The organism is Halalkalibacter okhensis, from assembly GCF_000787375.1.
GTDB lineage: Bacteria > Bacillota > Bacilli > Bacillales > Bacillaceae_D > Halalkalibacter > Halalkalibacter okhensis.
The window spans coordinates 137,419-150,493 of the sequence record NZ_JRJU01000007.1; the positions used below are offsets into that span (position 1 = coordinate 137,419).

General features: G+C 38.6%; 13 protein-coding genes and 1 riboswitch. Of the genes, 1 reads left to right on the forward strand and 12 read right to left on the reverse strand.

The window, feature by feature from the left end:
• Window positions 1–269 precede the first annotated feature (269 nt).
• The 6 genes from LQ50_RS07675 to LQ50_RS07700 are packed head-to-tail and all read right to left on the reverse strand — an operon-like array spanning window position 270 to window position 6,788.
• Entirely contained in the window at window positions 270–815 is a 546-nt protein-coding gene (locus LQ50_RS07675; protein WP_034627791.1) for a cob(I)yrinic acid a,c-diamide adenosyltransferase, read from the reverse strand.
• 10 nt (window positions 816–825) lie between these two features.
• Window positions 826–1,866 (reverse strand): nicotinate-nucleotide--dimethylbenzimidazole phosphoribosyltransferase, encoded by a 1,041-nt coding sequence (gene cobT, locus LQ50_RS07680; RefSeq protein WP_034627792.1) that lies wholly within the window; start codon window positions 1,864–1,866, stop codon window positions 826–828.
• Window positions 1,863–3,251, reverse strand: a complete 1,389-nt coding sequence (locus LQ50_RS07685) for a cobyrinic acid a,c-diamide synthase CobB (RefSeq protein ID WP_034627794.1) — start codon at window positions 3,249–3,251, stop codon at window positions 1,863–1,865. The genes cobT and LQ50_RS07685 overlap by 4 nt, the downstream gene beginning before the upstream one ends.
• Before the next feature lie 22 nt (window positions 3,252–3,273).
• Window positions 3,274–4,743 carry an adenosylcobinamide amidohydrolase gene (locus LQ50_RS07690; protein WP_034627796.1) on the reverse strand — a complete coding sequence of 490 codons (1,470 nt, stop codon included), beginning with the start codon at window positions 4,741–4,743 and terminating at the stop codon, window positions 3,274–3,276.
• Complete coding sequence (locus LQ50_RS07695; RefSeq protein WP_034627798.1) at window positions 4,736–5,809, reverse strand: FecCD family ABC transporter permease; 1,074 nt, start codon at window positions 5,807–5,809, stop codon at window positions 4,736–4,738. The genes LQ50_RS07690 and LQ50_RS07695 overlap by 8 nt, the downstream gene beginning before the upstream one ends.
• On the reverse strand, window positions 5,775–6,788 hold the full coding sequence (locus tag LQ50_RS07700) for an ABC transporter substrate-binding protein (protein WP_034627801.1): 1,014 nt from the start codon (window positions 6,786–6,788) through the stop codon (window positions 5,775–5,777). The genes LQ50_RS07695 and LQ50_RS07700 overlap by 35 nt, the downstream gene beginning before the upstream one ends.
• Before the next feature lie 161 nt (window positions 6,789–6,949).
• Window positions 6,950–7,152, reverse strand: a riboswitch (cobalamin riboswitch).
• 186 nt (window positions 7,153–7,338) lie between these two features.
• On the opposite strand from LQ50_RS07700, the gene LQ50_RS07705 reads away from it, so the two are divergent.
• Entirely contained in the window at window positions 7,339–8,520 is a 1,182-nt protein-coding gene (locus LQ50_RS07705; protein WP_034627802.1) for a GTP-binding protein, read from the forward strand.
• A gap of 119 nt (window positions 8,521–8,639) precedes the next feature.
• On the opposite strand, the gene LQ50_RS07710 is transcribed toward LQ50_RS07705, so the two are convergent.
• The 6 genes from LQ50_RS07710 to LQ50_RS07730 form a co-directional block, all read right to left on the reverse strand.
• Window positions 8,640–9,032 carry a (2Fe-2S) ferredoxin domain-containing protein gene (locus LQ50_RS07710; protein ID WP_034627804.1) on the reverse strand — a complete coding sequence of 131 codons (393 nt, stop codon included), beginning with the start codon at window positions 9,030–9,032 and terminating at the stop codon, window positions 8,640–8,642.
• A gap of 106 nt (window positions 9,033–9,138) precedes the next feature.
• A complete protein-coding gene (locus LQ50_RS25380; RefSeq protein WP_161784667.1) occupies window positions 9,139–9,276 on the reverse strand; it encodes a hypothetical protein in 138 nt (45 codons plus the stop codon).
• Between the two features lie 81 nt (window positions 9,277–9,357).
• On the reverse strand, window positions 9,358–9,873 hold the full coding sequence (locus LQ50_RS07715) for a MogA/MoaB family molybdenum cofactor biosynthesis protein (protein ID WP_034627805.1): 516 nt from the start codon (window positions 9,871–9,873) through the stop codon (window positions 9,358–9,360).
• 19 nt (window positions 9,874–9,892) lie between these two features.
• Complete coding sequence (gene sufU, locus LQ50_RS07720; RefSeq protein WP_034627807.1) at window positions 9,893–10,339, reverse strand: Fe-S cluster assembly sulfur transfer protein SufU; 447 nt, start codon at window positions 10,337–10,339, stop codon at window positions 9,893–9,895.
• 137 nt (window positions 10,340–10,476) lie between these two features.
• Window positions 10,477–11,649 (reverse strand): FAD/NAD(P)-binding protein, encoded by a 1,173-nt coding sequence (locus tag LQ50_RS07725; RefSeq protein WP_034627808.1) that lies wholly within the window; start codon window positions 11,647–11,649, stop codon window positions 10,477–10,479.
• Window positions 11,650–11,793: 144 nt separating this feature from the next.
• Entirely contained in the window at window positions 11,794–12,741 is a 948-nt protein-coding gene (locus LQ50_RS07730; RefSeq protein ID WP_034627810.1) for a metal ABC transporter substrate-binding protein, read from the reverse strand.
• Window positions 12,742–13,075 lie beyond the last annotated feature (334 nt).

A 13,075-nucleotide genomic window follows, 5' to 3' on the forward strand; every position in this document is an offset into this window, starting at 1 on the left:
ATTGTTGCGATGGCTGCGCTCGCCGTGCGCCTTCCTGCGAAGACCACTCAAAAAGGCTTAAAGGATTACGGCGGCTTCGCTCATCGCTTCGGGTTCATACCAAAAGGGAAGGGCGCCCTTTTCCCCTTAACAGTGCGTACATGTTGCGATGGCTACGCTCGCCGTGCGCCTTCCTGCGAAGTTCGCTCAAATGGCTTAAAGGATTACGGCGGCTTCGCTCATCGCTTCGGGTTCATACCAAAAGGGAAGGGGCCCTTTTGGTATGAACCCTAAAACTCTATTCCTTTTACTGCTGGGATGCCTTCGTTGTAGTAGTGTTTTTCGGGTTCGATGATAGAGACGAGATCGGCTAGGTCTTTGATTTCTTGCCTGGCGTCTCTTCCTGTAATTACGAGATGGACATGTGGAGGTTTATTTTGGATGACATCGATGACTTCATTTAATGGCAAGACATCATCGATTGGGAATTTATTAATCGCTAAGGCATTGTTTAATTCATCTAATATAATCAAATCATACTCCCCGCTCATCACAGCTGCTTTTGCTTTTGGCCATCCATTTCTTAATGCTTCTCTATGTTCCTCAGGCGTTTTCGTCCATGTGAATCCTATTCCTAATTGAACCATTTCGACCCCTAGCTTTTTAAGAGCAATTTGCTCGCCATACGATCTTTGAGGGGATTTAATAAATTGATAGATTTTCACATTAAATCCTCTACCGATCCCTCGAAGAGCTAGTCCTAATGCTGAAGTGGTTTTACCTTTTCCATCGCCTGTGTATACAAGAGTTAAGCCTTGTTTGTTTTCTGCACTCATGTTTAACCTCCTATCTATTTTTGTCTGAGATTCCTGCTGAGCTAAAAGTAGCCATTTCTTTTAACATCAACGTTGCTGATTGAATAATCGGAAAGGTGATTGCTGCACCCGTTCCTTCTCCTAACCTTAGACCTAAATCTAAAATAGGTTCCTTCCCTAATAGTTCAAGAGCTGTTGTATGTCCTGGTTCGACCGATTGGTGAGTGACTAGCAAATAATCAACAACTTTCGAATCGATTTCCTTAGCAATTAAGGCAGCCGTTGAACAAATAAAGCCATCTACTAACACAGGTACTCTATGCTCGGCAGCAGCAAGCATAGCCCCAGCCATTCCAGCTATCTCAAGTCCTCCTATCTTATGTAATAGATCAATAGGATCACAGCGTTTTGGTTTTCTTTGTTGTATGGCTTGAGTAATCACTTCTCCTTTATGTACAAGCTGCTCAGTTGAAATTCCCGTTCCCTTTCCAACGACACTATGAACATCTTTCTTGCTAAGTACACTCACAATGGCTGTACTAGGTGATGTATTTCCAATCCCCATTTCTCCAAGAATAAGACATTGTATACCTCTGTTTACCATTCTTATTCCTTCTGCGTACCCTGCTTCGATTGCTGCTTCTGCCTGCTCTTTTGTCATCGCTTCTTCTCTAAAGAAATTGGCAGTGCCATAGCGAATTTTTTTATTTACAAGCTTTTCATGGCCTACATCTGAAGCAATGCCAATGTCAATGATTTCAAGCAATGCCCCAATTTGCTTACTAAATACATTAATCGCAGCTCCACCGTTTAAGAAGTTTAAAACCATCTGCTCTGTTACTGCTTGCGGATAAGCTGATACTCCTTCTTCGGTTATTCCATGGTCGGCTGCAAAAACTAGAACTCCAGGCTTTGAAACACTCGGAAACTTTTCATTTTTCATTTCTGAAAGAAGAATAGCCAGTTCCTCCAAACGCCCCAGACTTCCGACCGGCTTCGTTAAAGTATCAATATAATTCTTCACTTGTTTGCCTATTTCTTTGTTACGTTCTGGAATTGAAAATAATCTCATAGCCTTTTTTCCTTCCTAGCTTTGTATTCTAAGCATTTTTCAATCCAATGATCAATCATGGTTGGACAGGAGGCAAAATGAAAATGAGTGTATCCAGCAACTAGGTTCTCAGCTAGATACCCTTCCTTATTTGTCCCGCGCATTCCTTTTGTTTCATATGCATATTGCCATTGTGAATCAGCCGAGCTAAAAGAAGAATAATGGAATTCATGCCCTTTTGCCCGATTGTCCTCTAGCAAATAGTTATCATTTAATCCGTTAATTTCTCGATATCCAAGCGCAGCTAAACGAGAATGCATTTGAACCTTTCCTGGAATGATACCTACCATTTCATGCTTTGTTTTTTCAGTCGTTTCTAATGATTTTGTTAAATACATGAATCCACCGCATTCTGCAAGTGTTGGCAGTCCATTTTCAATCGCTGCTTTAATCGTTTGTTTTGGCTTAATATTTTGCGCTAACTCTGATGCAAACTCTTCCGGAAAGCCACCCCCTATATAAAGTCCATCGACCTCATCTGGTAAGCCCTCATCAGCTAACGGAGAAAAATAAACGATCTCGATTCCTTTCGCTTCCATCATCTCTAAATTCTCTCGATAATAAAAATTAAAAGCTGCATCTTTCGCTACAGCAATTTTCACTATTTTCCTCTTAGACGATTTAAAGAGTGAAGACTGAGCATGACCACTGATTGGTTCTGCTTTTGATAATTCAAGGAGCTGATCCAAATCGACCGTCTGCGTAATCAACTCTCCTAATTTAGCAAAGAAAGAATCAAGCTCTCCCCTTTCAATAGAGGGAATTAATCCTAAGTGTCTTTCTGGAATTTCAATATCAAGCTCTCGTTTTAAATAACCGATTACAGGAATGTGACACTCTTGTTCAATGGCTTTCTTTACTAAATGAAAATGTCCCTCACTCCCAACTTGATTCGCTATTACACCAACAATATTGGGACCATCATCAAACAATTGAAACCCTTTGACAATAGCAGCAGCACTTCTTGCCATACTTGAACAATTAACAACAAGTATGACAGGGCTTTTTGTTATCATACTAATTTCAGCTGTACTGCCTTCATTTGTCTCTGGATTTTTCCCGTCGTAAAAACCCATAACTCCTTCTAAAATAGAAAGATCTGCCCCTTTGGAGCCATGTGTGAATATATCCAATACGGTTTCTTTCGTGAGCATCCAACTATCTAAATTCCTCGAAGCTCGATTCGTTACCGCTGTGTGATAAGAAGGATCAATGTAATCTGGTCCACATTTAAAGCCTTGTACCGTTAATCCACGCATTTTTAATGCAGACATTAATCCGATTGTTACTGTTGTTTTTCCGACACCACTGCCGGTACCTGCGATCACGACTCTACGATCTGTCATTCCACATCCCACCTTCCATTTCTTACAGTTGACCTTGTAGTGAATACTTTTTAATTGCTTGAGTTGTTGCCTCATATACTGTACGCCCTATTGCCTTGCCAACAACTGTTCCTGAGCCCGCATACGACGTTTGTTTGCCTTTCTGTGTCAGCGCTAAAAGGAGAGCATCCGTTGAGGTTCCCGTAGCTATCGTATTTGAATCGGGATCTTTAATTTGTAAGTCACATAACGCCTTTACTTTTGCTTCTGTTGCAGACATATGTCCATTTACAAGTGCACCGTCTGAAAAGTTAGCATCTAAAAAAACCATCGTATTGATCGTACCAACTTTGGATGTTTGCTCTTTCTTTGTCCCATTCGTAATATCAACAGCATTTCCTACCCCTGCCGTCACGATTACTAGTATCGATATTCCATCTATCTCTTTTTGAATCATCACCATATCTTTAAGCTTTGCAGCCGTCATCATCCCCACAGCTTGCTCGTAAGGGATGTTCTGTTTTTCCATCCTAATTTTTACATCCTTTGTAGGTTCTGCACAATTATAATCCTTCTCAACATGAAAATTACAAAAGTGCTTAACCCATTGGATCCCTTCACCTACTACGCCATTTGATATCGTTCGAAGCGCCTTATTAAAATGAACATGTATAAACTGATCATTTTGCTCTATTTTAAAGAGATCCTTAAATAGGAAAAGCTCTTCAGTTAATGAATGATTTGGTGTCATCAACAGCTGAGGTTTTGGGACAGTTGGGTGTGTCTGAGTATTTATCTCTACTTCATACACTTTCTCTAGTTGATCTTCTTTACGTAATGTGTTCACATCCCCAACATCTAACAAAGCACCATTATGAAGTAGAGCAACTTGGTCAGCATAAAGTGAAGCTACATTTAAATCATGTAAAATCGCAAAAATGGTTAACCCCCTTGAATGCTGATGCTCTTTTAATAAATCAAGCATGTGAAACGTGTGCTTGATATCTAAATGATTCGTCGGTTCATCTAAAAGTAGAAGTTCTGGCTCTTGAGCTAACGCTTTGGCTAACAACACCCGCTGCTTTTCGCCACCACTAATCATTCGGAATTGCGTTTTTCGATAGTGGCTGACGTTTGTTATCTCCATTACGTCCTCCATTACTTGCCAATCCTTTTTAGATAATTGCTTTAATATCCCCTTTTGATGTGGATAACGTCCAAGGCTAATAATTTCTTCCACTGTATAATCAAAAGAAACATGAACTTCTTGTGATAAAACGGCTACTTTTTTCGCCTTTTCAAGTTTAGAAAGAGAGGAAATTGGTTTGCCATCTAATAAAATTTCACCTTTTTGAATGGGTAATTGGCCTGTAATTAACTTAAATAACGTCGTTTTCCCACTTCCATTTGGACCTAGCAAAGCAAAAAATTCTCCTTTTTCGATCTCTAAATCTAAGCCGTTAATAATGGCCGTTTTAGAATACCCCCCTACTAGATGATCAACTTTAATCACCCCGATCCCCCCTTCCAATTCTTTCTCTTATTAATAAGGTCGCAAATACTGGTGCTCCAATTAGAGCAGTAATAACGCCAATTGGTAGTTCTTTCGGAGCGATAATTGTTCTTGCAACTAAGTCAGCAAGAATAAGAAAAGCTCCTCCTGTCAGCATGGACAATGGAAGGACGTGGCGATGATTAGGACCTGTTAAAAGTCGAACTAAATGCGGGATCACAAGGCCAACAAATCCAATTGATCCAGAAACGGCAACGGCAGCACCTGTTAATAATGAAGCACCAATTAAGATGTAGATTTTGCCTTTTTTCACATCAACCCCGATATGGTCTGCAGCATGTTCCCCTAAAGCCAGTGCATTTAATTCTCTATAGTGAATAAGTAGGATAAATGACCCTACCAACATAAAGGGAATAATTAACTGGACGTGACTCCATCCCCTCATTCCGACGCTACCATATAACCAATAAATGATTTGTGTCATGGCATCTCTATCACCTAGTGAGATAATTAAAGAAGTAATCGCACTAATAAAGGCGCCGATAATGATCCCAGCAAGGATAATGGTTTCAATTGCCAAACTTCGACTACTTAATCGAACAAGTCCAAACACAATAAGTAATGTGACAAATCCACTTAGTATGGCAACAACCGGTAAGGTAAAATTTCCTAACCCAACGATCGTCACTTGAAAAAACAATACCGATACAGCTCCTAAGGCTGCTCCTGATGAAACGCCTATCGTATAGGGATCGGCAAGCGGGTTACGCAAAAGACCTTGAAAAGCTGCACCAGCTAATCCAAGTGATGCCCCAACAAATAACGCAAGAAGAACCCGCGGCAAGCGAATGTTCCAAATAATCATTTCTTCATTTCTTGGGACACCTTCTAGCCATCCTAGATTAACGCTATTATCTAAAACAATATGTAATATGGTAGGAACTGGTATAATGACACTACTCACCAATAAACCAAGGAGGGTTGTACCAAGTACAAACCCTCCGCTTAAAATGTACAACCAAACAATTTTATTACTCAAATACTTCTGGATAGATAAGTTTTGCAAGTGTCTCCACTCCTTCGATTAAACGAGGACCAGGTCTAGTTACAGTATCATTATCAACGTCAAATACTTGTTCATTTTGTATGGCTGGGACTTCAGCCCATCCATCACGTGCAAGAACGTCACCGCTAGGATTGTCTACGTAGTATCCATATGTCGTAATAATTACATCTGGATTTAACTGAACAATCTCTTCTTCTGTTAAGCTAACCCAACCTTCATGATCTTCGGCTGCATTAACAGCTTGAATTGATTCGAGCATCTCGTGCATGAATGTATTTTGACCTGTTGTGAAAATATCAGGAGCTGGTGAAACTTCAACCCAAACTTTTTTCGGATCAGTAATAGACTCTTCTGCTTGAACCTTAATTGCTTGATGACGCTCTTTCATATCAGAAATGATTTCTTCTGCAGCATTCTGACTTCCTGTAGCGCTAGCAATCATGTCAATCTTTTGATAAACATCCTCAAATGAAGATGCACTTCCTACAACAATAACGTTAATACCAGCTTCTTCAAATTGCTCTAGAATGTCTGGATGCGTGTTAAAGTGATAATCTGTAACTAGAGCAATATCAGGTAATAAAGTAAGAATAAGCTCTGCATTCATATCTTGCGCCCCAACTTTTTCAATGTCTAGAACTTCTGCTGGGTAGTTGCAATAATCAGATACTCCGATGACTTTATCTCCTAATCCTAGTGCAAAAGAGATTTCTGTATTGCTAGCTTGAATCGAAACGATTGTCTCTGGTTCTGATTCAATTGTTACTTCACGACTTGCATCATCAACAATGGTAACAGGAAAGAGCTCGTCACGCTCTGTTTCTGGTTGAACTTGATTTTCCTCAACAAGCTCCTCTTCACCTGCATTCACATTTTCTTGAGAACTTTCTTCTGGTGTTCCACAGCCCGTAATAATAGCCATCGCTAACATTAATACAAGACCAAAAAGCCCCCATTTTTTCAAAAACTCATAACCCATTTTCTTTTCCCCCCTTTAATTTTGAGCACAAAAAAACGCTTGTCCAAATGGAAAGCGTGAATGTAAAAAGGCGCATAGTATGTAGGTTTATATAAGATATAAACATCAATTACTCGACTAAGTAAAAGCCTGCACTTTTAAACATTCCTTTCCTCGAGGAAGCTTAATACTACAAATAGGCAGGTCTCCTGACTTACGAATCATCGTAGGTTATCCTTCCCATGTGATTTACACACAGTGGATCTTGCTAACCATCCTCATCGCTTACAGTGGCGGGACCGTGTTGGATTTACACCAACTTCCCTCTTAGTCTTGAATGTATGAAAACATGAACATTCAAGAAACCAATTTGTCTAATATTCATTTTTGCTCTAAAAGATATTATAAGAGAGTCTGATGTAGTTGTAAATAAGACTTTTTTTAAAATGAACACTTAGCAAAAAACGATCTTCTATTTACAAAAACGAAAAAGAACGTTAAAATACAAATCGTAACCATTACTATTTAATGCAAAAGATAACCAACTGTAGTTATAAAAGGAGAAAAAATCATGAAACAAGTACCAGTCACCGTCCTAAGTGGTTACTTAGGTTCGGGTAAAACAACATTATTAAACCACATTCTTTCAAACAGAGAAGGATTAAAAGTCGCCGTCATCGTAAATGACATGAGCGAGGTGAACATTGATGCGAAGCTTGTGAAAAATAGTGGTTTTTCCAGAACAGAGGAAAAACTTGTAGAACTTCAAAACGGCTGTATTTGCTGTACTCTTCGTGAAGACTTAATGCAAGAGGTAGAACGAATTGTTGATGCTGGCGATATAGATTATATCGTTATTGAATCTTCTGGTATTAGTGAACCTGTCCCTGTTGCCCAAACATTTACGTACATTGATGAAGAGCTAGGGGTCGACTTAACGAAAAAATGTAAGCTTGATACAATGGTAACGGTTGTCGATGCGAACCGCTTTTGGAATGACTATGCATCAGGTGAATCGTTGCTCGACCGGAGAGAAGGAACCGATGAATCTGACACTCGCGAAATTTCTGATCTTCTAGTTGATCAGATTGAATTTGCCGATGTAATCATCCTTAATAAAGTTGAAATGTTAAAAGAAATAGATAAAAAGGAGTTACTAGGGTTCTTGCGGAAACTAAATGCAGATGCTGATATTTATCCAACTTCCTACTCTAAGGTAAAATTGTCTTCTATTTTAAATACAGGGAAATTTGACTTTGATAAAGTGAGTCAATCTGCTGGATGGATTAAGGAATTAAATGAAGAACATACACCTGAAACAGAGGAATATGGTGTATCCTCATTCGTTTATCGAAGCAAAAAACCATTCCATCCAGAACGTCTCATGAACTGGCTGGAAAATTGGCCGGTTGATGTGGTACGAGCAAAAGGATTCATTTGGGTTGCTTCACGTAATTCTATGGCTGGATTGATTTCGCAATCAGGGTCTTTAGTTACCATACAAGGTGCTGGCGAATGGGTTGCAGCTTATCCAGAAGAAGAAAGAAAGAAAGCCCTCCTTGAGGAACCTGAGCTGCAAGAAAAGTGGGACCCAAAATTCGGCGACAGAATGACCGAACTAGTGTTAATTGGTATTGATATGAATCATGAAGAAATTCGTGATTCGCTTGATCATTGCTTATTAACAGATGTCGAGATGGCTTCCGATTGGACTAAGCTTCCCGATCCTCTTCCTCAATATATAGAAGCCTAAAATTATATTACTTGAACAAAAGGGGGTGTCTCAAAAGGTCAAAATCGACCGTTTGAGACATCCCCTTTTACGTTAATCCTCTATTTGATTTCTTGCAACAATTGAGGTTTGATTTACTTTTATAATTTTTTCGAAACCTTCTTAACGATGTCCCGCCTTTTTCCCACACCTAACACGGTTCCTTCAGTTGGTTCAAAGCCTCTCCCATTAAATACATGACTGACCTTGTATTCGAGCATACTCCCTGTTATTAATGATTCAATAAATTGAGGAGCATCTTCACAAGACATTTCCTTGTACCATTTCCCATCAGGATAAGTAATCAACACACATTTATCTTGACATCGACCATTACAAAGAGTTCTAGACGTATGAATCATAGAATCTAAGCCTTTAGAGCTTATTTCATTTCTAATAGACTGCGTTAATTGTTCTGCTCCTTCTTTATTGCAGCTACTACCATTACAAATAAGAATATGATGTTGTGTATCCGTTAAATTCCATGTAGCCATTTTTCCAACTCCTTTTTAATAGAAAGAAAGTATGATAAATTCCTTATATTTATCATATACACCACCAAACATTAATAGTTATCATTACGATTTAAATTTTATTATCCTAGTTCTCTTCTATTTGATTATCCTCAAAATAATCAAACCATTCTTCTATCTTATGATCTTCCCATAATACGATTGCACCCCCATTACATATATCAATAATAACTCCTTCTTTGCCCTCTGAATTTACAACTGTCATGTTTAGATAATTCTCCAATAGATTAAACCTCTATTTACTTAAAATAAAAATATCCTCTGTTTGTTTATTCATTATCTGTTCCTACTTTAAATCCTTTCTAATTTCTCTAATTACATGTGCTAGTTCCGAACTGATTAATTTATTCATGGCCAGCTTTACAGCACCGCTTGATCCTGGCATAGCAAATACGGCCGTATGGTTACTCACACCAGCAATAGCCCGACTTAACATTGCAGCTGCTCCAATATCTTCTGTATAGCTTAACATTCTAAATAGCTCTCCAAAGCCAACAATCTCTTTATCAAGCCATTCTTTTACCGTCTCAATTGTCACATCACGGTCCGCTATACCCGTTCCCCCATTCATAAGGATGGCATCAACCTCTGGGGCGTGAATACCTCTTTGAAGAGCATCATTAATCTCTTGTTTTTCATCTCTTACAATCTCATAATCTCCTATTACGTGCCCTTGCTTTCGTAAAAATTCCTGAATCAAGACTCCGCTTTTATCTGTGTCTTTCGTACGAGTATCGCTTACAGTTATAATCATACACCTAACTTGTGTAGGTGCTTCTTTCTTATGTTCCATTACACTCATTCTACATTCTCCTTTTTAATTATTTCTTTATTGCTTTATAAGAATCAACATCATGCAAGATCTTATCAAGCGCCTGCCAAGCCAACAATGCACAATTATGACGGGCTTTTAGCTTATGTACCCCCTGCAATGATAAGGCATCCCCTAAGTCGATTTGTCCATTAGGTTCTCCTTGTCGGATTAACTGTTCAAACTCACTCCTTATTGAGGAGACAGTTTTAATATCCTTATGTTGAATTAACTCTGTCATCATCGATGAAGACGCCATACTAATGCTGCAACCCTCTCCTTCAAATGAAACTTTATCTATTCGTTCGCCTTGAAGATATAAATATAGAGTTATAACATCTCCACAAGTTGGGTTCTTATAATGAATTTTACGTACTCCTTCACCGTCTAGCTTGCCGAAATTTCGCTTATACTTTGCATGATCAATAACGAGCTTACGGTAGAGATTTTCTAGCATTTTTCTCCCTCCTTTGTTCGATTATTAAGATTAACACATTAGAGGACTAAAAAGCCGCTTTCTCTCCCCCCCTTTTCAACTATTGTAATTTATTTATACTTAATCGAACTCTTACATTTAAAAATTAATTTTCTTGATTATGATTGAAACTGTACAATCCTCTCTGCTCCTCTTCTTGCACCCGAAATATTTCGTGAAACTGGACCAATCACGAGCTCGGCAAGTGCTCCAATGACGTATAGATTATTGCTCCACTGTAATGAGTCCTCACAAACGATCGGATACCCACAATTTGCACAAAGCAATTGCTCCGTTTTAATGGTATGGTTTAACCACTCCATACCTGGAGGAGTAGAATGAAAGCCAGTCGCTAATAACACTTGATTCGTATGGATAGATGTCTGCTTTAAATCTAATATCATTTCACCATATTCAAACGATGCTGTAGACACTTCATCGATAATTAATTCCAGGCGTCCTTCTCTCTCCTCACGTAATATTTTCATTTTTAACTCTTGGGGAATCGACCCTCTAAACCTTGCATTTGCAATGATTTTTCTTCTTTTTTGCAGACTAGTCACCTTCTCAAACGACTTCATCTTTTTAGGACCAAGCCATCCTGGATCGGAATCAAATTGATGTGTTCGGAGTGGATGCCTAGATAAAAGCTTTATCCTCCCAGGTTTTCGGTTACTCCATTTTAAAGCGGTGTGGATTGCACTAATTCCCCCTCCAACAATAACGATGTCATCTGTGTAGTTTGGGTCGCTAAACATACGATTTTCATAAATATGCTGAATATTTGCTCCTTGTTCCTGAAGCTCTTTTGCCCAATCAGGTATGAATGGATGCTCACTCAATCCCATGGCTAAGACAACATTTTCACTGTCAAATTGTCTGCCGTCCGTCAAAGTAATTTTCCAATGTGTCTTCTCTCTTTCTAGCTTTATCACTCGTCCTTGAATCCAACTTTGTTGTAACTGGATCTCTTCAAAAAGCACATCACAATGTTTGTTAAATAGCGAAAGTGACGGCCTATCATAAGGACCATAAAAGTGAGACGACGGTTTACCACTTTCAGATTTCGCAAATTTTTCAAGCGCAAATGGATCTACATCCAAATGGTGGATAGATGGTGATCTTAAAAAGGGCATTTCAACTGTTTCAGTACACCTCTTCCAAGTAGAAAGTGGTTCAGGTTGTGGGTCCACTATTGCTAAATTAGAAATGGATGTACATTTTCTTTTGATTAAATATGTAGCTAGTGTGCACCCTTGAATGCCACCACCAATGATCGTCCACTCAAACATCTTAATTCCTCATTTCTCTGTTCAAGTAAAATATAATTAAATCGTAATAGTTACGATTTAATTATATTTTACTTGATATGACCATGAGTTTCAAACTAAAAAAAGAAGTAACCCAGATCACCTGAGCAACTTCCTAATAAATCATTATTTTAAACCATTTATAAACGTATCAACATTATGTTTCATCATTAAGATATATGTTTCCGCACCACTACCATCTTGGCCAACTGCATCCGTATACACTTCACCTGCAATTTCTACTCCCGTATCATTTGATACCGACTCCATGTAACGGCGATCTACCGTTGTTTCCACAAAGATTGCTGGAATGGCCTGATCATTAACTACATCGATCACACGAGCAATTTGTCCAGGTGTACCCTCTTCATGAGAATTAATTTCCCATACTCCCTCTGTTTGAAAACCGTATGCTTCCCCAAAGTATTTAAACGCATCCTCACTAACAACAATCACGCGATTTTCTTCACTAAGCGATTCTACTTCTGTTTTAATAAAAGAATCTAATTCTTCTAATTCTGCTAAATAGGCATCCGCATTTTCACGATACACGCTTTCGCCTTCAGGGTCACGTTCAATTAAGTCTGCTACAACATTTTCAACGTAAAGTTTCACATTTCCAACATTCATCCACGCATGAGGATCTTCTTCCTCGCCTCCTTCAAGCATGATTGGTGTAACTCCTTCGCTCACAGGTACAATGGCAACATCACCAGCACTATCAACCAACTTTTCAAGCCACTCTTCTAATCCAAGTCCATTTACATAAAAGACATCTGAATCACTCACTTTTCGAAAATCACTTGGCACGGGCTCATATTCATGTGGCTCTTCCCCAATCGGAACGATGTAATCAATTGTTCCTCTAGTTCCAACAATCTCACCGATAATGTCTCCTAAAATTGAAAAACTAGTTGTGATAGTAAGGCCGTCTTCTTCCGGAGTTGCTTCTTCCATTGAATCTTCCGGCTCATCCACTAACTCCTCTTGTTGTGTCTTTTCTGAACTACAACCAATTAAAACAATAAATGATAAACTCAAGGCAAACAATAAAAATCCAAAATTCTTGATCATTTTTTCCTCTCCTTTGTATAGTATCAGTTGTCTTTTTCTAATTATTTTGGACTAGGGAAACTTTTTAAATAAAAAATAATTGTTTCCCTAACGCAACAATTATATTTTTTCACATTTTTCTTTTTTTGTCTAGTTTTTTTATAAAATGTAAGTTTAATAGCAAAAAAATGAGTACCAAAGGCCAATGGGACTAGCACTACTTCCTCAGGCTCCCACTATACATGATCAAGATCTACAGTTAATACATGATCAATTTTTTTAAGCATATAATAGAGGTCGGTTGTGTAGATATTCTCTGAAGCTGAGATTGTGATTTTGATTTGTTGATTGCCAC